Below are 22,163 nucleotides of genomic sequence, written 5' to 3'. Positions count from 1 at the left end.
CAAAATTGAATGTGCTATTGAAGTATCTGCCTTTAGGTTGTCTTATCTACCTGCCCGTAGGGCTATCTTTTTAATAATAAAGATGTGGCTAGGCCTAGGTAAGATCGCTGCGCTCCCGAGCTAGTAATATCTGCCTTTAGGCTATCTTAATTAATATCTGCCCGTAGGGCTATCTCTTATTTCTATCGTATTTCCATTTTAATATGTCCCTAAATAACAACCTCAAATTCCTTCGCAAAAAGAAAAAGTTGACCCAAGAAAGTCTGGCGGAGGCGCTGGGAATCAGTCGTTCTAAGTTGGCAGGCTATGAAGCGACTATTACTCCTCCATTGGATATGATGGTGAAGATCGCTGAGTATTTTTCTGTTTCTCTGGATATCTTGATCAAAGTGGATTTAACTACCTATTCTGAATACAAATTGAGGGAGCTGTTGGAGACGGATCAGTTTTTTCGAGGAAGAAAATTGAGAATCCTGTCCACCACAGTCGATAGTGAGGGTAGGGAATTGATTGAGGTGGTTTCCCAACGGGCCAAGGCCAGTTATCTGGCGGGTTTTGCTGATCCGGAATTCATTTCAGAATTACCTCGATTTGCTTTGCCTTTTTTGCCGATGGATAAAAAGCACCGGGTCTTTCAGGTGGATGGCGATTCCATGTTGCCGATCCCGGATGGTTCCTGGATTATCTGCGAATATGTAGACGATTGGCTGGCAATCAAAGACGGTCAGCGTTATGTGATCGTGACCGAGCAAGATGGAGTGACATTCAAAATTGCTTACAATCGGATTCAAGCAGATCATCAGCTATTGCTTTGCTCAGCCAACCCGATTTATCCTCCTTTTGAAGTGAATATCGAAGATGTAAAAGAGGTTTGGCGCTATAGATTGGTGATGAGTGAGCAGGTCTAGGCTAAATGTCCTAGAATTCCATAATCGGCAAATCTGAGGTGGTTTTTTTAGCTACCTTCGGGCTTTGCCAACCCTATTAAAAAAACTACAGAATGAAAAAGGCGGTATGGGCAGCAATGCTTCTAACCGGATTGGCTGGATGGAGTTGTACTGAAAAGGACGTAGATCCTTTTGCAACCATCAAGCCGGATGAGTCCCGATTTACCAAAGTTTCCCTAGTAGAAAAGCTAAATGAACCCATGGAGCTGGAAGTGCTCGATAATGGAAATGTACTTTTTATCGAAAGGGCCGGAAAACTGAAAATGTATGATGCGAGCACTGGAGAGACTTCGGTGGTAGGTGAATTGGATGTTTTCTTGGAGCATGAGGATGGATTAGACGGCTTTGCCATCGATCCCAATTTCAATGAAAACCATTGGGTCTATTTCTACTATGCACCTGTCAATTATAGCCCGGATGTCAATCGCCTATCTCGTTTCGATTTCAAAGACAACCATCTGGATTTAAGCTCAGAAAAAATCATCTTGGAAATCCCTGTTTTCCGAGGATGTTGTCATACAGGAGGCTCCATTGAATTCGATGCCAATGGCTTGCTTTACCTTTCCACAGGTGATGATACCACGCCTTTTGATTCCCAAAATTTCAATCCGATTGACGAGCGTCCTGACCGACCTGCAAATGTAGATGCGCAGAGATCATCGGGTAATGCGAATGATCTTCGCGGAGCTATCATCCGAATCAAGCCGGAAGCTGATGGGACTTATTCCATTCCGGAAGGCAATTTATTTCCTCCAGGAACAGAAGGAACTCGCCCTGAAATCTATGTGATGGGAAATAGAAACCCATTCCGTATTTCTTTGGATCAGCATAATGGAAATTTGTATTGGGGGGAAGTAGGGCCTGATGGTTCTCAGGATAAAGTGGGCAGAGGTCCTCGCGGGTATGATGAGATCAATGTTGCAACGGAACCAGGGTTCTTTGGTTGGCCATATTTCGTAGGGAATAATTATGCCTACTGGAAGTATGATTTTGAGAAAAAGGACAGTCTTTTTCGCTTTGATCCAGCCGCTCCTTTGAATACCTCTCCGAATAACACGGGGATTCAAAACTTACCTCCTGCACAACCAGCGATGATTTATTATCCCTATAATGAATCTGAGGAGTTTCCAATGCTAGGTTCTGGTGGTAGAAATGCCATGGCCGGTCCGGTTTATTACCGTGAGGATTTTGATAAAACGGATGTGCGTTTTCCTGGCTATTACAATGAAAAACTGTTCATCTATGACTGGATGAGAAATTGGATTTTCACCGTTTCCTTGACAGAAAACTTTGAGTATGATTCCATGGAACGATTCATGCCTTCGACGGTATTTGAAAAGCCAATGGATATGCAATTTGGCAAAGATGGTGCTTTGTATGTTTTGGAATATGGAACCTTCTGGCGCTCACAAAATGATAATTCTGGTCTGTATAAAATCGAATTTGCGGCAGGAAATAGAAAGCCTGTTGCAAAGCTGAAAGCTAATCATACCACAGGTGGAGCTCCATTAACAGTGGATTTCTCATCAGAAGGTTCTCTGGATTTTGACCCAGAAGATCAATTGACATACAGTTGGGACTTTGGCGATGGCTCTGCTAAAGATTCAAGTCCTAATCCTAGTCATACTTATCAAACCCCGGGAACCTACCAAGCAACTTTGATTGTGAAGGACTTGGAAGGAGAAGAAGCATCTGCATCGATTGAGGTTCGGGTTGGAAATGAAAGACCACAGGTTGAGATTGATTGGAATGGAAACAAAAGCTTCTATTTTGGACCTGAGACTGTCGATTATGAAGTGAAAGTCACTGATCAAGAGGATGGGGAAATTGATTCGAATGCGATTCAATTTAGCATTGACTATATCGCAGGTGGATTCGATGTGATCGAGGCTGGACATCAAGAGGAGCAAGTTTCTATTGGTGAGAACTTCATCACTCAATCTGGTTGCAAGGCCTGTCACGATGTGGAGAATAAGTCTGTTGGACCGACTTTCCGCAATGTCTCTTCGAAATACAAAGGTCAATCAGATTCAAGAACTTATTTGATTAACAAAATCAGAAATGGTGGAAATGGAGTTTGGGGTGAACAGGCCATGCCTGGCCATTTGCATTTGCCGCAAGATCAGGTAGGAGAAATGGTTGATTTTATTTTGTCTTTGGAAGACCCAGATTATGGAAATGAAAACCTTCCTTTGAAAGGAGCCTTTGAAATCAATCAGACTGAAAATCCAGAAGGATATTATCTGGTTCAGGCAGCTTATTCAGATAAAGGAGCAAATGGAATTGCCTCTTTGAAGGGGAGTTCGCAACTATTGATTCGAAACAGTTTGGTTTCAGCCTTGACTGCCAATGAATTTGAAAACACAGCTAAGGCAAATATTGACGGAGTTTATTTTATTCGTTTTACTTCGAAAAATTCATGGTTTGCGTTTGACAATTGGGATGTTTCTGGGATCAGATCAGCGGAACTATTGGTCAATCCAGCTGGGATCAAAGGTATTTTGGAAATTCGCTTGGATTCACCAGATGGAGAACTTTGGGGAAGTACTGAACTACTTTCTCAAGGGGATAAAAAAGGGTATTTCCCTGTGAAGGTTTCTTTGAAAGAGCAATCAGGAATCAGGAAAGTTTTCTTTGTGCTCCGGTCTGAGTCGGATGTGAATATTTGGAATACATTTAATCTCGACACTATTCAGTTGAGTCGATAATTGAAAAGGAACCTTCGGGTTCCTTTTTTGTTTTTGTGCTAAATACCTTGTGAAATGAAAGAGTTTTGGAATCAAAGATATGGGGCTAAAGAATATGCTTATGGAGTAGAACCTAATCAGTTTTTGAAAGAGGAGCTAGAGAGGATAAAACCTGGGAAAGCCTTGTTTCCTGCCGAAGGAGAAGGTAGAAATGCTGTTTTCGCTGCCAAATTAGGATGGGAAGTATTCGCCTTTGATATCAGTGAATCAGGAAAGTTGAAAGCTGAAAAGTTGGCGGGTTTGGAAGGAGTGTCTCTGGATTATCAGGTTGGAACTTTGGAAGAGATGAATTATGAAAAAGAGAGTTTTGATCTGATAGTTCTGATTTTCGCACATTTTCCCAAGCCAATTAGAAGTTTGATTCATGCTGGACTTTTAGAATTATTGAAACCGGGAGGATTGGTGATTTTGGAATGTTTTTCAAAAGCTCATTTGGCTTTTAGTACAGCAAATCCAAAAGCAGGAGGTCCAAAAGAAATCAGCATGTTGTTTTCAAGAGAAGAACTGATGGAAGATTTTGCATCCCTACAGGAAATTTCTTTGGATGAAATCGAGGTATTCTTAAGCGAAGGTGAATTTCATCAAGGACAATCTTCCGTGATTCGTATGATTGGTCAAAAGTAAATCTCAAAGCTGAGGTTGTTTTAAACTAATTTTATAAATTAATAAGACTTTATTTTTATAAAATGGAACAAAGACATTGTTTGAATTGCGGAGCACCGATCCAAGGACGGGTTGACAAGAAATTTTGTGATGATCAGTGTAGGAATACCTATAATTATCAACAAACTGCCGACTCCAATAATCTGATTCGAAGGATCAATCATGCCTTAAAGCGGAACCGGAATATTTTAGAGTCTCTCATCCCAGAAGGCGAAGAAATGGCCAAAACCACTAAGGAGAGGATGATTCAGGAAGGGTTTCAATTTAAGTACTCGACCCATTCTTATGAAACCAAAAAGGGTAGCGTTTATACCTATTGTTATGATTTCGGCTATTTGCCGCTGGATGCCGGTTGGATGCTAATTGTCAAGGTGAAAGAGTGAAAATCCCCTTTGCTTTCACTAACTTCTCCAAAAAAATATTCTTATGGAAAAAAGAGTCACAGGCATAGGAGGAATCTTTTTCAAGGTGAAAAATCCTGATGAAACTAAGTCTTGGTATCAAAAGCACTTGGGGCTGAATACAGATAAATACGGGACTACTTTTGAGTGGAGACATGCATCCGACCCTAATCTGAAAGGACATACCCAATGGTCACCTATGGGTGAAAAGACCACTTATTTTAATCCCTCTGAAAAGGATTTTATGATTAATTATCGGGTGGAAAACTTGGTGGAATTAGTGGAAGAGCTGAAAAAAGAGGGGGTACAGATTCTTGATGAAATAGCGGTGTATGATTACGGGAAATTTGTCCATATCATGGATCCAGATGGACATGCTATCGAACTTTGGGAACCTGTAGATGAGGTGTATGAAGATATCCTTGATGAGAATGCAAAAACTTGAGAAAGGTCCTTTTTTAATTGATTTTAGGTATTCTTAATTCGAAAAAAATAGATACAAACCTAAAATCACTATCCCTATGAAAATTCCTAAAAAGACTGCCAATGTTAGTTTTCGGGATTGGTTTTTGATTTGAAATCTGTGTTTTATCGCATCTTTCAAATCTAAGATTCGTGCATTTTTTCCAGATCTTGGATGAGCTTCAGACTTTAGTCTAGGTCTGATTTTTCCAAGGTTGCGATTATCTTTTCCTGTTTTGTTTGAGTCGACTATAAACCCTGAACCTCCGGCCATATTAGATTTTATTTTACTGAAAATAATGATAACCTATCAAATAGAAAAAGAGATTTCATTGGAAGAATTTGTCTCGATATTGGAGTCATCCACACTTTCCAAAAGAAGACCGATGGATAATCCTACTCAGCTTCAACGGATGATCTCCGGTTCTAATTTGATCATTACGGCTAGGGTCCAAGGAAAGTTGGTTGGCTTGCTTAGAGCCTTGTCTGATTTTTCTTATCGATGTTTTATTGCGGATTTGGCGGTGGATGAAGTCTACCAAAAGCAGGGGATAGGAAAGGCTCTTATTCAAGAGGCTAGAAATTCAGCTGAAGATGCTAGATTATTTCTTTTTGCAGCCGAAGGGGCTATCCCTTTTTACCGCAAATTGGGTTTTTACCCCCATGATCACACTTATCAGTTAAAACCGGAAGATAAGCTTCTCTGAAATGCGGTATTTGGTTATATTTCCTTACCAAACGATCAAAAACCAACCGTATGAACAAACTAGTACTCACTGGGCTGGCATGCATGCTAGCCATGGGCGCTTTTGCCCAAAAAACTTACATCCACGCGGGTAGACTAATTGATACCAAGTCGATGAAGGTTTTGATAGAACAGACCATTGTGGTCGAAGGTGGTAAAATCACCTCAGTTTCCCCAGGCTACCAAAATGGTGGCTCCGGAGATGAAATGGTCGACCTGAAAAATTCAACTGTGCTACCGGGATTGATGGATATGCACGTTCACATTGAAGGAGAAACTTCACCAACAAGATATATTGATGGCTTTCGTGACAATGAAGCCGATGTAGCTTACAAAGCACTTCCTCTAGCTGAGAAAACCTTGATGTCTGGTTTTACAACTGTCCGTGATCTAGGTGGTTCCGGTGTCAATATTGCCCTTAGAAATGCAATCAATGCTGGTACAGTTTCTGGACCTAGAATTTATACGGCTGGAAAATCCATTGCTCCAACAGGTGGACATGCTGATCCAACCAATGGAAGAAAAAGAGATTTGATGGGTGATCCGGGACCGGAAGTGGGAGTAATTAATGGCCCTTATGATGCACGGAAGGCTGTAAGGCAAGCCATGAAACTGGGTTCTGATGTGATCAAAGTAACTGCTACCGGTGGAGTTCTTTCGGTGGCTCGAGACGGGTCTGCTCCACAATTCCAACAAGATGAATTGGATGCGATTGTTGAAACTGCCAATGACTTTGGGATTCACGTGGCAGCTCATGCCCATGGAGATGAAGGGATGCAGCGTGCAATCAAAGCTGGTGTTCACTCTATCGAGCATGGAACCATGATGACTGATGAGACGATGAGCTTGATGAAGTCAAAAGGGACTTGGTATGTTCCTACCATCACTGCAGGGATGACTGCTGCTCAATTGGCTGAAATTCCAGGTTATTATCCTGCAGTTGTAGCAGAGAAGGCGAAAAGAATCGGACCTCAAATTCAAGATACTTTTGCAAAAGCCTACAAAAATGGAGTGAAAATCGCTTTTGGAACAGATGCAGGTGTTTACCCTCACGGGGATAATTATAGAGAATTTGTTTATATGGTGGAGGCTGGAATGCCCGCCTTAGAAGCACTTCAAGCAGCTACCTATACCAATGCTATTTTCATGGATATCGAAGAAAAGCTCGGAACCATTGAAGCTGGAAAAATCGCAGATATCATTGCTGTCGATGGAAATCCTGATGAGAATATCGCAGTGATGAAAGATGTGGTATTTGTCATGAAAGACGGAAAAATCTTTAAAAAATAAATGAAGGCCCTTTTTAGGGCTTTTCTTTTTGAAATATACCAACCAACCTTAAATCAAGAATTATGAAAGTAAGATATCTACTGGTCTTCCTTTTTGTGTCTGGCTTTGCTTGGGCACAGGAAAAACCGGAAGCAAAAAAAGAGGATCCAAAAGCCCAGGTTTTTGAATCTAAGCAGTCTGTGACGATTGATGGGAAAACCATCAATCTCAATGCAAAGGCCGGTACTATGGAGTTGAAAGATGAGAATAATAAGCCTATCGCTCTTTTCGGCTTTACTGCCTATTTCAAGGAAAATCCTGAGAAGAATCGGCCAATCATTTTCTCATACAATGGTGGCCCTGGTTCATCTTCTTATTGGTTGCACATGGGAATCATGGGCCCGAAAAGAATTGCTGTTGATGATCCCAATTACAATCAAGGCGCGCCCTATGAATTGGTGAATAATGAGTATTCCATTTTGGATATGGCCGATGTAGTGATGATGGACCCTATAGGTACTGGCCTATCCGTTCCTATTGGCGAATCTGAAGGAAAAGACTTTTGGGGAGTAGATCAAGATATCCGAAGTGTCAGTTTGTTTATCATGCAGTTTTTGAAAGAGCATGGACGTCTGAATTCTCCAAAATACATTTTGGGAGAAAGCTACGGTACCTTTAGAAACGCAGGTGTGATGAGCTATCTTTTGAATAGAGGCTATGCTTTGAATGGAGTAGTGATGGTGTCCTCAGTTTTTGATTTGAGAACCTTGTTTTTTGTTCCAAATGAGGATATATCTAACATCGTTTATTTCCCTACCGTAGCGGTGACAGCAAGGTATCATGATAAAATCACCAATAAGGGAGCAGATATTGAATCTTTCGTTCAGGAGGTAAGAGAGTTCACTGAGAATGAATATGCACCAGCTTTATTCAAAGGAAATACAATTTCTGATGCTGAGAAAAATCAGATTGCCCAAAAGCTCGAATCATATTCTGGGATCAGTGCAGAGATTTGGTTGCGTGCTGATTTGAAATTGAATGCTGGGGAGACTTTTCAGGAAATGTTGAGAGATGAGAAGATGACTGTTGGACGATTGGATTCTAGATATAAAGGGATCAATTTGGACCCGATGTCAATGTCTTCTTTCACAGACCCGCAGAGTGATGCCATCTCGCCTGCATATACCAGCTTATTTTTGGATTACTTCCATGGCTCACTTGGCGTAAGTAAAGACCTTCTTTATGCTACTTCCGCTGGAGGAAGAAATGGTTTTAGATGGGATTGGTCTCACCGAGGAAATCAATTTTGGGGGACTACCGGGGCAATTACGACCCTTCCCGATATGGCTGATGCTTTGAGCAAAGATCCAAATATGAAAGTCTTGATCATGAATGGCTATTATGATTTGGCAACAGTATTTTATGGGGTAGAGCATTCCATTTCTCATTTGGGACTGCCTAAGTCAGCTTCTGACAGAATCAAGATGACATACTATGAAGCTGGACACATGATGTACACTCATTTGCCATCTGCTCAAAAATTCAGAGATGATCTAAAGGCATTTATTGAGGATACTTTGAGAAAATAAGTTTATTTGTAGCATGAATAAAGCTGCTAGTTTTTTGAAAGCCCTGATATTCATCGGGGCTTTTTTTTCCTCTTTTCATCTCTCGGCTCAAGGATCATCTTCTGGGAATTCTATCTATTTCCCACCCAATGATTCGCAGGAATGGGAAAAGATGTCTCAGTCGGAAGCGGGTTTTGATCAGCAAAAGATGGGCGAGTTTCTTTCCTGGCTTTCTGAAACTGATACAAGAGGTTTTTTGATTTTAAAAGATGGGAAAATTGTAGTAGAGGAATATTGGGGAGGAAAATTGACAGGTTTGGGACCAATGGACCCGGAGTCTTTCTGGTATTGGGCTTCAGCTGGCAAAACCCTCACAGCAGCGATGATTGGCATCGCAGAAAATGAAAAACTGCTTAAAATCAAAGATAAGACCCAGAAGTACTTGGGAAATGGATGGACATCTATGTCTGCAAAAGAGGAAAAAAAGATTCGAATAGTGCACCACTTGACAATGACTACTGGAATTGATAATGATGTCATGAACCTAGATGATACCAGCCCTTCCTCCTTTAAGTTTTTGACTAAACCGGGTACCAGGTGGAGTTATCATAATGGAACTTATACAGTCCTTGAAAAACTCTTGGAAAAAGCTTCTGGTGAGACATATCAGTCCTATTTCAAATCCCGAATTGGTGATAAGATTGGGATGAAAGGGTTTTGGCAAAAGGCTGGACAAAACAATGTCTTTTACAGCTCTCCAAGATCTATGGCTCGTTTTGGAATTTTACTCTTGTCTAAGGGAAGATGGAATGGCGAGCAAATATGGGAGGGCAGCTTTTTTGACCAAATGGTAAAGTCGTCTCAGAATCTAAATCCGAGCTATGGCTATTTGACTTGGTTGAATGGTCAAAAGTCATTTATGCTTCCGGGAGTTGAAAAAAGCCTTTCTGGTTCTTTGATCCAAAATGGGCCTATTGATATGTACCAGGCTATGGGTAAGAATGGACAATTCTTGATGGTGGTACCTTCGGAAAATTTGGTGGTAGTTCGAATGGGAGGTGCTTCGGATTCGACTACGATTCCTTTTTTATTGATCCGACAAATGTGGGATAAATTAGCGCCGGTTATTCAGCCTTAAATTCCCTTTTCTAAAAATTCGGTAACCTGTTGATGGATTTTATCCATTGTTAAGGGCTTTTCTAAAAAGCCTAATACGACTTCATATTCTAAAGCTTTCTGACGGTCCTGAAAGTCAATGGAACTGGAGAGTATGACAATTTTGTCTTTTCTTTCAGGGTACTTTTCCATGTAGGCATCCAAAAATTCCCAGCCGTTCATGACTGGCATATTAATATCCAAGAATATTAAGACTTCATGGGGTGTTAGAGCCAGTTCTAAATTTTTTAAAGCTTCTGATCCTTCCAAGAATTCGTAAATATTCTCAGCAATTCCTACTTTTCCCAATAGTCGCTTATTGATCAAATTATTGATCGGATCGTCATCCACAAGAAAAATTGAATCGAATTGGATCATTTAATTTTTAAAAGTGCGCATTTTGAATGTATTCAAAGCAAAATACAATTATTCCGAGTCCAAGAAAAAAGTTTGGAATCATTTTTTCAATTAGGGGAAAACTTGTCCTCAGAATGAGGGGAATAAAAAAAGGAGGCTCTAAAGCCTCCTTTTTCATAAATGGGGATTTGGATTACATCATTCCACCCATTCCGCCACCTCCCATTGGAGGCATAGCTGGAGCGTCTTCTTTTACATCAGCTACCACACACTCGGTAGTCAATAGAAGTGAAGCGATGGATGCAGCATTTTCCAATGCCAATCTAGTCACTTTAGTAGGGTCAATTACACCTGCTGCGAATAGATCTTCGTACTCGTCGATTCTAGCATTGTAGCCGAAGTTTCCTTGGTTTTCTCTGATCTTATTGATCACTACAGAAGGCTCACCACCTGCATTCAATACGATTGTTCTCAAAGGAGATTCGATAGCTTGTCTGATGATATTGATACCGGTATCCTGATCTTCGTTAGATCCTTTAAGATCTGCCAAAGCCTCAGCAGCTCTGATCAAAGCAACACCACCACCGACTACTACACCTTCTTGTACAGCAGCTCTAGTAGCATGCAAAGCATCATCTACGCGGTCTTTCTTTTCTTTCATTTCTACTTCAGTAGCAGCACCGATATAAAGGATAGCTACACCGCCAGAAAGCTTAGCCAATCTCTCTTGAAGCTTCTCTCTGTCATAGTCAGAAGTAGTTTTTTCGATTTGAGACTTGATCTCAGCGATTCTACCTTTGATAGCGGCTGCATCACCAGCACCGTTAACAACAGTAGTGTTGTCTTTGTCGATGTTGATTTTTTCTGCTCTACCTAACATGTCTACGGTAGCATTCTCTAATTTGAATCCTCTTTCTTCAGAGATTACTGTTCCGCCAGTCAAGATTGCGATGTCTTCCAACATAGCTTTTCTTCTATCACCGAAACCTGGAGCTTTCACAGCAGCAACTTTCAGAGCACCTCTGATTTTGTTTACTACCAAAGTAGCCAAAGCTTCACCGTCTACATCTTCAGCGATGATCACTAAAGGCTTACCGGTCTGAGCAACTGGCTCCAATACCGGAAGAAGTTCTTTCATAGAAGAAATCTTCTTGTCGTAGATCAAAATGTAAGGAGCGTCTAGCTCAGCTTCCATTTTCTCAGTATTGGTTACGAAGTATGGAGAAAGGTAACCTCTGTCAAACTGCATACCTTCTACAGTTTTTACTTCAGTTTCAGTACCTTTTGCTTCTTCTACAGTGATTACACCGTCTTTTCCTACTTTATCCATTGCGTCAGAAATCATGTTACCGATTTCTTCGTCGTTGTTAGCGGAAACAGTCGCTACTTGAGCGATTTCTTTAGAAGTAGAGATTTCTTTAGAGTTATCTCTCAATTGTCCAACTACAGCTGCAACAGCCTTGTCGATACCTCTTTTCAAGTCCATTGGGTTAGCACCAGCAGCAACGTTTTTGATACCTACGTTGAAGATAGACTGAGCCAAAACGGTAGCAGTAGTAGTACCGTCACCTGCATTGTCTGCAGTTTTGGAAGCTACTTCTTTTACCAACTGTGCACCCATGTTCTCGATTGGTTCCTCCAATTCGATTTCTTTCGCTACGGAAACACCATCTTTGGTAATGGTAGGAGCACCGAATTTTTTGTCGATGATTACGTTTCTTCCCTTAGGTCCAAGGGTTACTTTTACTGCGTCTGCTAGTGCGTCAACGCCTTTTTTCAGACGGTCTCTAGCATCTGTATCGAAAAATAGTTCTTTAGCCATTTTCTTGATTTTTTTAGGTTAATGTTTTGGTGATTAATTAAAGGATCGCGAAAATGTCAGATTCTCTCATGATTAGGTAATCTGCTCCGTCCACGCTCAATTCAGTACCGGAATACTTTCCGTACAAAACTGTGTCTCCAACTTTTACAGTCAAGGGCTCATCTTTTTTACCATTGCCAACTGCTACGACAGTTCCTCTTTGAGGCTTCTCTTTGGCAGTATCCGGAATGTAAAGACCGGAAGCGGTTTTCTCTTCAGCAGCTGCAGGTTGTACTAGAACTCTGTCCGCAAGAGGCTTGATGTTCACGTTTGACATAATATGAAATTGTTTAAAGGTTAGTTTAAAATTCTACATTCCTCCTTGAGCGATTCTTGTGCCAAGTACAGTTTATTTTAAAAGACTGACAAATCGACTACATCTTGTCAGTTGTCTTTGCTAACTCACAATTTTTCATGCGTATAAGTCTGCCAAAATTTCAAATGCCGATGGATTTACTGACAGAAATTTGTATTTTTTCGTAAAGCCAACAAACCTATGAGAACACTTTCCAAAAATTGGGTGACAGAAGGACTGATAGATTTTGAGTACAAGAAGTATCAGCTTCTGGCCTACCTACAAGAAACCAACAGACATTTTCAAGCTGCCAAACTTTACCCTAGTTTGGGTGAGCTCATTGAGCACCATCGGAACCTGAATGAATTCAAGTCAGGGAAAAAGAAACTTTCGGATATGTTTCCAAAAGCGCTTTCAAATGTAGATTTGGATCAAGCAAAGCTGCATTTCCAACCACTCGAAAAAGAAGGTAACCTAATCGAGGAAATCAATCAGATTACAGATTTTGCTCTGCCAAAAATAGAAAAGCAGATCCGAGAGGGTAGGACCATTTATGATTATGTGGAGGAACAAGTGGAGTTTGAACCAGTGGGAATACAGCCATTATATAATCGGGAAGGATTTGTGTTTCTGACTAGAGAACAATCTTCGGATGTGCATGCCTTTCGGTATAAGTCGGGTTTGCTCCAGTTTGCAGGAGAAAAGTTTAGGAGTGTTTCACTTTGGTTGATTGGAGTCTTTCAAAAGACACTTGTCAAAACCTTGGAGGCCCTCAAATTAGATTTAGTAAAAGAAGTGAAGGAATTGCCCAATCCCGCAACATGGAGGCTACATAGTCAACATTCATTTCCTATAGATGAAACGTTGGTTCCTATTAGTAAAAGATTGCTTCTACAGCATGTGAAGGCATAAAAAAAGGAGGCCTACCCGGCCTCCGCTAATTCTTTCTCTTTTTCGATGTGAGGTTCTTCCCTCTGTTCTTTTTTGACGCGATTGGCAATTACCTCTGCCCCAGGTTTGTCAAATAATATTCTCCAAACCTCTTTTCCGCTTTTTGCTTGTGCGATATCTTTGAAAATATCTCTCCATTCGTGGAACACCAAATAGACAGGATTGTATGATGTCACTGGCTTAGTGATACCATAAGTTGGTCTTTCTCCTTCAGGCATAAAGGTTCCGAACATTCTGTCCCAAATGATGAACGTAGAGCCATAATTTTTGTCCAAGTAATGCTCATCACTCGCGTGATGAACTCTATGGTGTGAAGGAGTAGTGAAAATGTATTCTACTACTGGATGAAGCTTTTTGATGTATTCGGTATGAATCCAGAATTGGTACAATACTGCGATTTGATGGCAGATGAAGAATACATAAGGATCAAATCCCATAAACATCACAGGGAAGAAGAAAATAATCTTGATATGCTGTGTCCATCCCAAACGGAATGAAACAGAAAGATTGTACTTCTCAGAATTGTGATGGGTAATGTGTGTGGCCCACCAGAATCTTTGCTCATGAGCCACTCTGTGAGCCCAATATCTAGCAAAATCAATCGCAATGAAGCATAGTACGAAAGACCACCATGTTGGTGGGATTTTGAAAGGGGAGATGTTATAAAAAAACAAAGCTGAGCCAAAAGTAGCTAGCTTAATCATGGCGGAAATTCCAACGTTTACCAAACCAATGGTAGTTGCAGCAAAGAAGTCTTTGGTATTATAAGCATCTCTTTTTTGGTACCAAGAGATCCCCCATTCCACAAAGACCAGCAAAAACATGACAGGTGCTGCCCATAAAATCAAATTTGGCCAGGTTTCTAGGTTAAGGTCCTCCAGCCGGAGCGGTTGGTTGTTCATATAGTTGTGTTTGGTTTGAGGTGCAGATTTTCTTAAACGGGCGATTTGTAATCCGCAAAAAAGAATCCTTTAATTGCCAAACTAAACAAAAAAGTCCGCCTTGCGAAGGCGGACTTAATATTTATTCTTAAAAGGTCTAAAAAACCTTGAATTAGTTTCCAGTTGTATCTTCTGGAGTAGCTTCAGTTTCGGTAGGAAGTACACTTTCTCCAGCAGGTTCACCAAATGCAGGTGCTACGACTTGTTGTTTTGCACTATCAATGTTTGGTGAAGAGAATTGGTTTGGCTGGCTTCCTGAATAGAATGCAGAAGATGCCAAAGAAAGAACCAAGATAGAAATTGCAAGAATCCAAGTTGCTTTTTCAAGTACATTTCCTGTACGAGTTACTCCCATGATTTGGGATGCGCTACCACCGAAAGCTGCTCCAACGCCACCTTTTGAGTTTTGACCTAGGATCACTAGGATCAACAACACAGCTAGAATTAGAATGATGGTGATTAATAGGGTAAACATATATTTAGTAATTAAGAATTTTTCAAGTTTTCAATCAAGTCCGCAAAGTAAGTCTTTTTATCCGGAAACTTCAAGCCCAATTTTTCATAAATTTCAATCGCTTTATCCTTCTTGTTTTGCTTCAAGAGGAGTTTAGCGTAGGATTCAGAAATCAGGTTGTCATTGATTTGGGTACTATTTGCTGCTAGATTTTCTGTATTTTGATTTGCTTCAATTTCTTTGATCGTCGCAAGTTTAATCGATTTTTTACTGAAGGCTTTGATGAGATCAATTTGCTCTTTTTTCTTGGAGTCGACGATTGTTTTCTTCTCACGCTTTTTGATAGTCTCAATCAGATCATCTCCAGCACTTGCTCTTCGAGTTCGTCTTTTAGGTTTAGGTGGTTCTGGCTTTTCCTCTACCTTTTTCTCTGGTTCCTCAGTTTTGTTGCCTTTCAGCTGCTCTCCCAAAACCTTCAAGGATTGAGTTCTGCTAGCTTGGCTTGGTTTCTCCGGTTGATCTTCAGGAAGTAAATCCTCTGCTGGAGAGGTTGCAGAATTGCTTACCTCTTGCTCTACTAGTTTTTTTAGCCAAATCCTGTCTGGGCTGGTGATTGCTGCCCAGCCTAAGGAAGAAGCTGCCAAATTCGTTTTTTTCTGAAACTCATATTTGGCGATCAACACATGAGGGATCTGGAAATAGGGGAAGTTCTCCTGCACCTTTTTCAATTGCAGAATATCACTCTTTTCCAGAGTGTCAGCTTTCTTGAGTATTTCTTGAAATTGGCTGGCGTTCACTTTTAGGCTTTTGGGTGAAAATAGAGAAAATTTACCAATTAGCTACAGTTGCTGTGAATACATCCTGTAGGATGTTTTTGAATATCTCATCAATCAATTGACTCTCTACATCCAATAGGGTAGTGGTTCTTGGGTCATAATCCTGGAAAAAGGAAAAAGACTGTTTCAAATTCTCTTCCTCATTGGTCGTATTGATATAATCTACCTCGACAGAAATGGTCAATCTCATCAAACCGGCCCGATCTGCCACTGTCGAACTTCCACTGGAAACTGCCGCTTGAGGGGTTAACCTATAGTTTTTGATAGCTCCAGAAAACTGGAGATCTCCATTGGTTCTAATCAACTCCAGCTGCGTATTCCTTTGATAGTATTCTTTTAAGGCTTCGGTAAATGTCTGCTGCATATTGGCAGGGCCATTTCCAGAGTCATTGAAGAAATTGTCTACCGAAAAGGTCTTGACGATGTCATAATTGATATTGGTTCCCGTAAAGCTATACTTCACAGAACAGCTTTGGAACAACAAGAAAATCAGTCCAAAAAGCCAAATAAATCCCTTATTGGTCGATTTCATATTGCTTGATTTTTCTATACAGAGTTCTCTCGGAGATCCCCAAGTCACTCGCTGCATACTTGCGCTTATTGTTATGCTTTCTTAACGCTCGAAGGATCATTTCCTTTTCTTTTTTCTCCAAAGAAAGTGAATTGTCATCCTCTTCGTGAATAATGTCCTCAATCGTTTCATCCTCATAATCATGTTCATCTATAGGTGAACTTGATTTTTGAGATTCTAAAACCAAAGGAACCGAATAGTTTGGACTGCTTTCTTGAGTTTCTGAAGGAGTAAAATTACTCTCCATATCCTCAAACAATCCACTATGCTTTTGAATGATGCTTTGGTTCAATCCTCCATTCTGATAGGATTCCAAAACCAATTTTTTTAACTCATTCATGTCCTTTTTCATATCAAAAAGGACTTTGTAAAGTAGATCCCTTTCAGAAAAATCAGTTCCTTCGGACTTCTGGGTATTTCCAGAAATAGCCATAGGTAATCTGGAATTATCATTTGGAAGATACTTGGAAAGCGTCTGTGCATCTACTTCTCTTTCCTGTTCCAAAAGGGAAATTTGCTCCGCAATGTTTTTAAGCTGACGGATATTTCCAGGGAAAGGATACCTCATTAACAAATTTTGAGCTCCTTCGTCCAATGAAATAGGTTTTACATGATAACGCTCCGAAAAATCAGAGGTGAATTTTCTAAAAAGCAAAACCATATCCTCTCCGCGTTCTCGCAAAGGAGGGACGAAAATCGGAACTGTATTTAATCGATAATAAAGGTCTTCTCTGAATTTTCCTTTTTCTACCGCCTTGATCAAATTAACATTGGTCGCAGTGATAACACGCACATTTGTCTTTTGAACTTTGGAAGAACCTACTTTGATGAATTCCCCATTTTCCAATACTCGAAGTAAACGAGCTTGTGTTCCCAAGGGCATTTCACCGATTTCATCCAGGAAAATAGAGCCTCCATCTGTTACCTCGAAGTAGCCCTTTCTGGCTTCATGAGCTCCAGTAAAGGAACCTTTTTCATGACCAAAAAGCTCGGAATCTATTGTTCCTTCAGGAATTGCCCCGCAGTTAATGGCGATAAATTTACCATGCTTTCTCAAGGAAAGTGAATGGATGATTTTGGAAAAGCTTTCCTTACCACTACCACTTTCACCGGTAATCAAAACCGTCATGTCTGTGGGTGCAGCTTGCATGGCTACCTGAATCGCATGGTTGAGGAGTGGGCTATTACCTATGATCCCAAACCGTAGTTTGACGCTATGAATTTCTTGTGGTGTAATCATGCCATTGCTGGATTGATCTCAAGAATTTCTCCGAAAAGAGTAGCCGGAGTACACTCGGTGATTTTTACTTTGACATAATCTCCCATTTTCAAGCCTGCAGATGGAACGATCACTACTTTGTTGGCAGAGTTTCTTCCTTTGAGCTCGTCTTGTGATTTTTTGGAAGTTCCTTCGATCAAGATGATCTGCTCTTGTCCAAGATCCAATTGATTTCTTTCATAGGAAAGCTGACTTTGCTTCTCGATGATTTCAGCCAATCGACGTTTTTTAACATCCAAAGGAATATCATCTTCAAATTTCTTGGCAGCCAGAGTTCCTGGTCGCTCAGAGTAGAAGAACATATAAGAGAAGTCATACTTCACAATATCCATCAAAGTCAAGGTGTCCTGATGTTCTTCTTCAGTTTCTGTACAGAAGCCAGCAATCATATCGGAAGAGATGCCACATTTTTCGCCTAAGATTTCACGAATAGCACGAACACGATTCAAATACCATTCACGGTCATAAGTTCTGTTCATCAAATCCAGTACTCGACTGTTTCCAGATTGGACCGGTAGGTGAATGTATTTGCAGATATTGTCATACTTTTTCATAGTATACAATACCTCATCTGTAATGTCTTTCGGATGAGAAGTGGAGAACCTAACTCGTAAAAGCGGGCTTACTTGAGCCACCATTTCTAATAGGTTTGCAAAGTTGACAATTGAGGAAGTTACATCCTCCTTTTTGTTCAATCTCGCTTTGTTGTTTTCTTCTGGAGACCACTTGTAGGAGTCTACATTTTGTCCCAACAGAGTTACTTCTTTATATCCTCTTGCAAAAAGGTCTTTAGCTTCTGCTAGGATCGAATGTGGATCACGGCTTCTTTCACGTCCTCTGGTAAAAGGTACCACGCAGAAAGAACACATATTGTCGCATCCTCTCATGATGGAAATGAAAGCAGTAATACCATTGGAGTTGAGACGAACCGGAGCAATATCTGCATAGGTTTCTTCTCTGGAAAGGAAAGTATTCACCCCTTTTCTTCCATCTTCAGCAGCATTTACCAAATTTGGAAGATCTCTGTAAGCATCCGGTCCTACGACCACATCTACTATTTTTTCTTCTTCCAAAAGTTTGTCCTTCAGTCGCTCAGCCATACAACCCAAAACCCCGATAGTCATCTCTGGCTTCGATCTTTTGACTCTGTTGAAATCAGAAAGGCGTTTTCTGACTGTTTGCTCAGCTTTTTCTCGGATAGAGCAAGTATTTAGAAAAATGACATCTGCCTGCTGAAAATCAGAGGTAGTATCAAAGCCGTTTTCCTTCATGATAGAAGCCACGATTTCTGAGTCAGAAAAATTCATCTGACAGCCATAGCTTTCTATGTATATCTTTTTGGATTTGCCGGTGTTTTCCTCGACAGTGGTTTTATAATCGACTGCTTGCGCCTCTTCTCCGCTGATGATGTCGATGTCTTTAATCAAGTTGTCCATGAATGTTTTCAAACTTAGGGATGCGAAATTAAGAAAAAGCGGACAAAATGGCAGATTCTTTCAGGAAATATTCCAGACTATTTCACTTGTGAATCAAAAGGAATCTTGAGCTGCTCTCCAAAGTGTTCGTGCTCCTCGGTGATATTAAGGTTGGAAAGTCCCAGCCCTAGCAAACGTACAGGTTTTGGAATGGTTTCTTGATGTAAAAGTTCCAAAGCCAAATCCCAGATTATTTTTTCGTCTGGGTATTGGTCTAAAGTTTTGCTTCGAGTCTGAAGTGTGAAATCAGCGAATTTCAGTTTAAGAGTGACTGTTCGGCCTTTTATTCCTGATTTTTCCAGTCTTCGAATAACTTCCTTGAAAATAGGGTGCAGATTCTCTTCCAATTCAGCTAGCGTAATCAGATCTTTTTCAAAAGTGTTTTCAGCACTCAATGACTTTCTGATTCGGTGTGGTTGGACTTCGGAAAGATGGATTCCTCTGACAATATTGAAATAGTGTAGACCCGATTTGCCAAATTTCTTGGTCAGGAACTGTAGGGAGTATTCCTTAAGGTCTTTGCCATTATGAATGCCCAGTTTCTGCATCTTTTCGGCAGTTACTTTTCCGATTCCAAAGAATTTCCCGATGGGTAATTTTTCTAAAAAAGCTTCTGCTTCCTCAGGCAGGATCACTGCTTGCCCGTTAGGTTTGTTGAGATCTGAAGCGGTTTTTGCCAAAAACTTATTGTAGCTAACTCCGGCTGAGGCATTCAGACCGGTTTTGATTTTGATTTTCTCTCGAATCTGCCTTGCAATCAAAATGGCGGATTTGAGACCCATTTTGTTTTCAGTGACATCCAAAAAAGCTTCATCCAAAGACAAGGGTTCAACCAAATCGGTGTATTCATAAAAGATTTCCCGGATCTGGAGAGAAAGTTCTTTGTATCGGTCAAAACGTGGTTTGGCAAAAATCAATTGGTGATATTTCCTAGCTGCTAAAACTGAGGACATTGCAGAGTGGATACCATATTTTCTAGCTTCATAGCTTGCTGCAGCTACAACGCCTCTGGCGGCATTTCCCCCAACTACCAAAGGTTTTCCTCTCCATTCTGGATGGTCCAATTGCTCTACCGACGCATAAAAAGCATCCATATCCACATGGATGATTTTGCGGGTAGGAGAGCTATGTTGGTCTTGTTCATTTTCCACTGAGAACTTCTAAAATCGCACTTGCCTTGAGTAGACATTCCTCGTATTCAGCATTTGGATCAGCATCGATTGTGATGGCACTTCCAACTCCAAAATACAGTTTATTTTTCTCTAAATCAGAGATGATACTTCGAATGATGACAGAGGAATCAAAATCTCCATTTTCATCTATAAGCATTAAAGTGCCTGAAAACCATCCTCTCGTGAAGTTTTCGATTTGATCAATGATTTCCATAGTTTTGATTTTTGGAGCGCCCGTCATGCTTCCCATTGGAAAAGTGGCTTCAATGATTTCTCGAAAAGTAGTATTAGTCTTTAATTGTGATGAAACTGTGGTGATCATCTGATGAACTTTTGGGAAGGAATAAATTCCAAAAAGCTCTGGAACATTTACAGAGCCAGTTTCTGAAACTTTTGATAGATCATTTCTCATCAGATCCGTGATCATTAAATTTTCGGCTTGCTCCTTTTCACTATGAAGAAGGTTAGATTTATTTCTTTCATCTTCATCATTAGTATGACCTCTTTTTGCAGTTCCTTTGATGGGTTGAGCAATCAACTGATTACCTGACTTTTTCAAAAATCTTTCAGGAGAAGCTGAGATTAGGTATTTGGATTTTGCCTTAAAGAGAGCTGAAAATGGCATTGGAGAAAGCTTCATCAAATCAAAAAATGCAAGTATAGGATCAAAATGAGAAGTTTTTCCTTCGAAGGAAATACAATAATTCATTTCATATGTGTTGCCTTCTATAATTTCATTCTGGACTTTTTTGAAATTCTCCAAATAGGATTCTCGGCTCGTCAATGGTGAAATTGTGACTTTTTCAGATTGAGATAGAGCCACCTTTTCTTTCCATACAGACTCAGGAATTTCAACAGTGGAGAAAATGGAATCTGACTCCCAACGTATTTTGATTTCACTTTTAAAAAATGTCAGGTCTGGAACATTGATCCACGCTGGATTCTCACTTTGGAGATTTTCCAATTGATTTTTAAAATCATATGAAATGATTCCTGCTATATTTTGCCCCTTTGAAGTCCAAAGTTCATCCGCTTCTATTGCAGTGTTGCCAGCCAGGATTTGGTTTGGAAATGTACCTTGGGGATACTGATGTTCATTTCCAGAAGTCAGACATAAAAAAGAATACTCTCGATTGATCCATTGGATGATTTGCTCGATTTCACCTATGTTTTTGAATTGATATTGATGTGTTTCAGAATTCACAATGCAAAAAAAAGAGGAATTCGATCGAATTCCTCTTTTATCTAGGGTATTTGTGATTAATCAGCTTTCACATCCAATTGGATAGATACTGTGTTGTAGATAAATTGATCTTTTGCTTTATCTACTGCGTTTGCTTCGTCTCCGTAAGCAAGTCCCCATTCGGTACGGTCGATGTTGAAACCAGCTTTAGCAGCTACTGCTCCATTTTCAACCATTACAGTTGCAGGAAATTTGATGTTTTTGGTGTTCCCTCTCAAAGTCAAGTTACCGCTGATCCAATGAGTTGGGTTTTCAGGAGTCAATGCAGAAGCTGCAGTTGGAGTATTTTCAGTTTCGAATTGCTCTACATCAGCGATTACATCACCAGCTGCAAACGGCTCAACAGAAGTGATTTCGAAAGTTGCAGTTGGGTGGTTTGCAGCATCAAAGAAGTCAGGAGACTGTAGGTGACCATAAAGTTTTCCATAGTTTTCAGATCCTTCTTCCAAATCAGTGATTTTAAGGCCAGTAATGTCAAAGGTGAATTTACCACCAGTGATTTCAGTTCCTTCTACTGCAATAGATCCTTCAGTTGATGGGATTTCACCGTAATGCTGACCAGCTGGTTTGTAACCTCTCCATGCAATAGTAGTTGCAGATGGATTGATAGCTAATACAGCTCCTTTTGCTTCTGCTACTTCTTTCGCATCAGAAGTTTCTACAGTTTCGCTTGGTTTGCTACATGCAAAAGTGATCAATGCTGCAGCAAGTAATAGACCGGATTGTTTGAATAATTTCATTGTTGTTGTAAAATTGATTTAGTTCTTAGAT

22 protein-coding genes are annotated in these 22,163 nt (G+C 40.4%); 10 read left to right on the top strand and 12 right to left on the bottom strand.

Annotation, left to right across the window (positions count from 1 at the left end; all coding sequences use genetic code 11):
* The first annotated feature begins 203 nt into the window (after nucleotides 1–203).
* The 9 genes from BUF13_RS11285 to BUF13_RS11240 all read left to right on the top strand — a co-directional run bounded on the left by BUF13_RS11285 (nucleotide 204) and on the right by BUF13_RS11240 (nucleotide 9,940).
* Nucleotides 204–908 carry an XRE family transcriptional regulator gene (locus BUF13_RS11285; protein WP_073571915.1) on the top strand — a complete coding sequence of 235 codons (705 nt, stop codon included), beginning with the start codon at nucleotides 204–206 and terminating at the stop codon, nucleotides 906–908.
* Nucleotides 909–1,000: 92 nt separating this feature from the next.
* Nucleotides 1,001–3,655 carry a PQQ-dependent sugar dehydrogenase gene (locus BUF13_RS11280; RefSeq protein WP_073571914.1) on the top strand — a complete coding sequence of 885 codons (2,655 nt, stop codon included), beginning with the start codon at nucleotides 1,001–1,003 and terminating at the stop codon, nucleotides 3,653–3,655.
* 54 nt (nucleotides 3,656–3,709) lie between these two features.
* The gene (locus BUF13_RS11275) at nucleotides 3,710–4,318 is read left to right on the top strand and encodes a class I SAM-dependent methyltransferase (protein ID WP_073571913.1); all 609 of its coding nucleotides are present in this window, start codon (nucleotides 3,710–3,712) and stop codon (nucleotides 4,316–4,318) included.
* Between the two features lie 62 nt (nucleotides 4,319–4,380).
* The gene (locus BUF13_RS11270) at nucleotides 4,381–4,740 is read left to right on the top strand and encodes a DUF2116 family Zn-ribbon domain-containing protein (RefSeq protein ID WP_073571912.1); all 360 of its coding nucleotides are present in this window, start codon (nucleotides 4,381–4,383) and stop codon (nucleotides 4,738–4,740) included.
* Between the two features lie 43 nt (nucleotides 4,741–4,783).
* On the top strand, nucleotides 4,784–5,203 hold the full coding sequence (locus BUF13_RS11265; RefSeq protein ID WP_073571911.1) for a VOC family protein: 420 nt from the start codon (nucleotides 4,784–4,786) through the stop codon (nucleotides 5,201–5,203).
* A 316-nt stretch (nucleotides 5,204–5,519) separates the two neighbouring features.
* Complete coding sequence (locus BUF13_RS11255) at nucleotides 5,520–5,927, top strand: GNAT family N-acetyltransferase (RefSeq protein ID WP_083586435.1); 408 nt, start codon at nucleotides 5,520–5,522, stop codon at nucleotides 5,925–5,927.
* Between the two features lie 50 nt (nucleotides 5,928–5,977).
* The gene (locus BUF13_RS11250) at nucleotides 5,978–7,255 is read left to right on the top strand and encodes a metal-dependent hydrolase family protein (RefSeq protein WP_073571909.1); all 1,278 of its coding nucleotides are present in this window, start codon (nucleotides 5,978–5,980) and stop codon (nucleotides 7,253–7,255) included.
* A gap of 62 nt (nucleotides 7,256–7,317) precedes the next feature.
* Complete coding sequence (locus BUF13_RS11245) at nucleotides 7,318–8,823, top strand: S10 family peptidase (RefSeq protein WP_073571908.1); 1,506 nt, start codon at nucleotides 7,318–7,320, stop codon at nucleotides 8,821–8,823.
* A gap of 13 nt (nucleotides 8,824–8,836) precedes the next feature.
* A complete protein-coding gene (locus BUF13_RS11240) occupies nucleotides 8,837–9,940 on the top strand; it encodes a serine hydrolase domain-containing protein (protein ID WP_073571907.1) in 1,104 nt (367 codons plus the stop codon).
* Here BUF13_RS11240 and BUF13_RS11235 read toward each other — a convergent pair.
* The 3 genes from BUF13_RS11235 to BUF13_RS11225 form a co-directional block, all read right to left on the bottom strand.
* Nucleotides 9,937–10,335, bottom strand: coding sequence for a response regulator (locus tag BUF13_RS11235; RefSeq protein ID WP_073571906.1), 399 nt, complete (start codon nucleotides 10,333–10,335; stop codon nucleotides 9,937–9,939). The two genes, BUF13_RS11240 and BUF13_RS11235, sit on opposite strands and share 4 nt — an antisense overlap.
* Before the next feature lie 172 nt (nucleotides 10,336–10,507).
* Nucleotides 10,508–12,136 (bottom strand): chaperonin GroEL, encoded by a 1,629-nt coding sequence (gene groL / locus BUF13_RS11230; RefSeq protein WP_073571905.1) that lies wholly within the window; start codon nucleotides 12,134–12,136, stop codon nucleotides 10,508–10,510.
* A gap of 37 nt (nucleotides 12,137–12,173) precedes the next feature.
* Nucleotides 12,174–12,452: a co-chaperone GroES gene (locus BUF13_RS11225; protein ID WP_026954618.1), complete on the bottom strand. Its 279-nt coding sequence runs from the start codon at nucleotides 12,450–12,452 to the stop codon at nucleotides 12,174–12,176.
* Between the two features lie 219 nt (nucleotides 12,453–12,671).
* Between BUF13_RS11225 and BUF13_RS11220 the strand changes: the two genes are divergently transcribed.
* Nucleotides 12,672–13,382 (top strand): hypothetical protein, encoded by a 711-nt coding sequence (locus BUF13_RS11220; RefSeq protein WP_073571904.1) that lies wholly within the window; start codon nucleotides 12,672–12,674, stop codon nucleotides 13,380–13,382.
* An 11-nt stretch (nucleotides 13,383–13,393) separates the two neighbouring features.
* On the opposite strand, the gene BUF13_RS11215 is transcribed toward BUF13_RS11220, so the two are convergent.
* The 9 genes from BUF13_RS11215 to BUF13_RS11175 form a co-directional block, all read right to left on the bottom strand.
* Nucleotides 13,394–14,323 (bottom strand): sterol desaturase family protein, encoded by a 930-nt coding sequence (locus tag BUF13_RS11215; RefSeq protein ID WP_073571903.1) that lies wholly within the window; start codon nucleotides 14,321–14,323, stop codon nucleotides 13,394–13,396.
* 151 nt (nucleotides 14,324–14,474) lie between these two features.
* Complete coding sequence (secG, locus tag BUF13_RS11210) at nucleotides 14,475–14,837, bottom strand: preprotein translocase subunit SecG (RefSeq protein WP_073571902.1); 363 nt, start codon at nucleotides 14,835–14,837, stop codon at nucleotides 14,475–14,477.
* An 11-nt stretch (nucleotides 14,838–14,848) separates the two neighbouring features.
* Nucleotides 14,849–15,613 (bottom strand): hypothetical protein, encoded by a 765-nt coding sequence (locus tag BUF13_RS11205; RefSeq protein ID WP_073571901.1) that lies wholly within the window; start codon nucleotides 15,611–15,613, stop codon nucleotides 14,849–14,851.
* A gap of 31 nt (nucleotides 15,614–15,644) precedes the next feature.
* Complete coding sequence (lptE, locus tag BUF13_RS11200) at nucleotides 15,645–16,184, bottom strand: LPS assembly lipoprotein LptE (RefSeq protein ID WP_073571900.1); 540 nt, start codon at nucleotides 16,182–16,184, stop codon at nucleotides 15,645–15,647.
* Nucleotides 16,168–17,463 (bottom strand): sigma-54 interaction domain-containing protein, encoded by a 1,296-nt coding sequence (locus BUF13_RS11195; protein ID WP_073571899.1) that lies wholly within the window; start codon nucleotides 17,461–17,463, stop codon nucleotides 16,168–16,170. The genes lptE and BUF13_RS11195 overlap by 17 nt, the downstream gene beginning before the upstream one ends.
* On the bottom strand, nucleotides 17,460–18,938 hold the full coding sequence (gene miaB, locus BUF13_RS11190; RefSeq protein WP_073571898.1) for a tRNA (N6-isopentenyl adenosine(37)-C2)-methylthiotransferase MiaB: 1,479 nt from the start codon (nucleotides 18,936–18,938) through the stop codon (nucleotides 17,460–17,462). Before miaB ends, BUF13_RS11195 begins: the two co-directional genes overlap by 4 nt.
* Nucleotides 18,939–19,015: 77 nt before the next feature.
* Complete coding sequence (gene dinB / locus BUF13_RS11185) at nucleotides 19,016–20,128, bottom strand: DNA polymerase IV (RefSeq protein WP_262710372.1); 1,113 nt, start codon at nucleotides 20,126–20,128, stop codon at nucleotides 19,016–19,018.
* Nucleotides 20,118–21,353 (bottom strand): anthranilate synthase component I family protein, encoded by a 1,236-nt coding sequence (locus BUF13_RS11180; RefSeq protein ID WP_243839731.1) that lies wholly within the window; start codon nucleotides 21,351–21,353, stop codon nucleotides 20,118–20,120. Before BUF13_RS11180 ends, dinB begins: the two co-directional genes overlap by 11 nt.
* A 56-nt stretch (nucleotides 21,354–21,409) precedes the next feature.
* Entirely contained in the window at nucleotides 21,410–22,132 is a 723-nt protein-coding gene (locus tag BUF13_RS11175) for a YceI family protein (protein ID WP_073571896.1), read from the bottom strand.
* Nucleotides 22,133–22,163: the final 31 nt, after the last annotated feature.

The organism is Algoriphagus zhangzhouensis, assembly GCF_900148515.1.
In the GTDB taxonomy this organism is placed as follows: Bacteria; Bacteroidota; Bacteroidia; order Cytophagales; family Cyclobacteriaceae; genus Algoriphagus; species Algoriphagus zhangzhouensis.
This window is presented reverse-complemented; position numbering and strand designations above follow the sequence as displayed.

Excerpts from the sequence above, each read along its gene's own strand:
- BUF13_RS11285 (WP_073571915.1), top strand. The coding sequence starts at position 204 with ATGTCCCTAAATAACAACCTCAAATTCCTTCGCAAAAAGAAAAAGTTG.
- BUF13_RS11280 (WP_073571914.1), top strand. The coding sequence starts at position 1,001 with ATGAAAAAGGCGGTATGGGCAGCAATGCTTCTAACCGGATTGGCTGGA.
- BUF13_RS11275 (WP_073571913.1), top strand. The coding sequence starts at position 3,710 with ATGAAAGAGTTTTGGAATCAAAGATATGGGGCTAAAGAATATGCTTAT.
- BUF13_RS11270 (WP_073571912.1), top strand. The coding sequence starts at position 4,381 with ATGGAACAAAGACATTGTTTGAATTGCGGAGCACCGATCCAAGGACGG.
- BUF13_RS11265 (WP_073571911.1), top strand. The coding sequence starts at position 4,784 with ATGGAAAAAAGAGTCACAGGCATAGGAGGAATCTTTTTCAAGGTGAAA.
- BUF13_RS11255 (WP_083586435.1), top strand. The coding sequence starts at position 5,520 with ATGATAACCTATCAAATAGAAAAAGAGATTTCATTGGAAGAATTTGTC.
- BUF13_RS11250 (WP_073571909.1), top strand. The coding sequence starts at position 5,978 with ATGAACAAACTAGTACTCACTGGGCTGGCATGCATGCTAGCCATGGGC.
- BUF13_RS11245 (WP_073571908.1), top strand. The coding sequence starts at position 7,318 with ATGAAAGTAAGATATCTACTGGTCTTCCTTTTTGTGTCTGGCTTTGCT.
- BUF13_RS11240 (WP_073571907.1), top strand. The coding sequence starts at position 8,837 with ATGAATAAAGCTGCTAGTTTTTTGAAAGCCCTGATATTCATCGGGGCT.
- BUF13_RS11235 (WP_073571906.1), bottom strand. The coding sequence starts at position 10,335 with ATGATCCAATTCGATTCAATTTTTCTTGTGGATGACGATCCGATCAAT.
- groL (WP_073571905.1), bottom strand. The coding sequence starts at position 12,136 with ATGGCTAAAGAACTATTTTTCGATACAGATGCTAGAGACCGTCTGAAA.
- BUF13_RS11225 (WP_026954618.1), bottom strand. The coding sequence starts at position 12,452 with ATGTCAAACGTGAACATCAAGCCTCTTGCGGACAGAGTTCTAGTACAA.
- BUF13_RS11220 (WP_073571904.1), top strand. The coding sequence starts at position 12,672 with ATGAGAACACTTTCCAAAAATTGGGTGACAGAAGGACTGATAGATTTT.
- BUF13_RS11215 (WP_073571903.1), bottom strand. The coding sequence starts at position 14,323 with ATGAACAACCAACCGCTCCGGCTGGAGGACCTTAACCTAGAAACCTGG.
- secG (WP_073571902.1), bottom strand. The coding sequence starts at position 14,837 with ATGTTTACCCTATTAATCACCATCATTCTAATTCTAGCTGTGTTGTTG.
- lptE (WP_073571900.1), bottom strand. The coding sequence starts at position 16,184 with ATGAAATCGACCAATAAGGGATTTATTTGGCTTTTTGGACTGATTTTC.
- BUF13_RS11195 (WP_073571899.1), bottom strand. The coding sequence starts at position 17,463 with ATGATTACACCACAAGAAATTCATAGCGTCAAACTACGGTTTGGGATC.
- miaB (WP_073571898.1), bottom strand. The coding sequence starts at position 18,938 with ATGGACAACTTGATTAAAGACATCGACATCATCAGCGGAGAAGAGGCG.
- BUF13_RS11175 (WP_073571896.1), bottom strand. The coding sequence starts at position 22,132 with ATGAAATTATTCAAACAATCCGGTCTATTACTTGCTGCAGCATTGATC.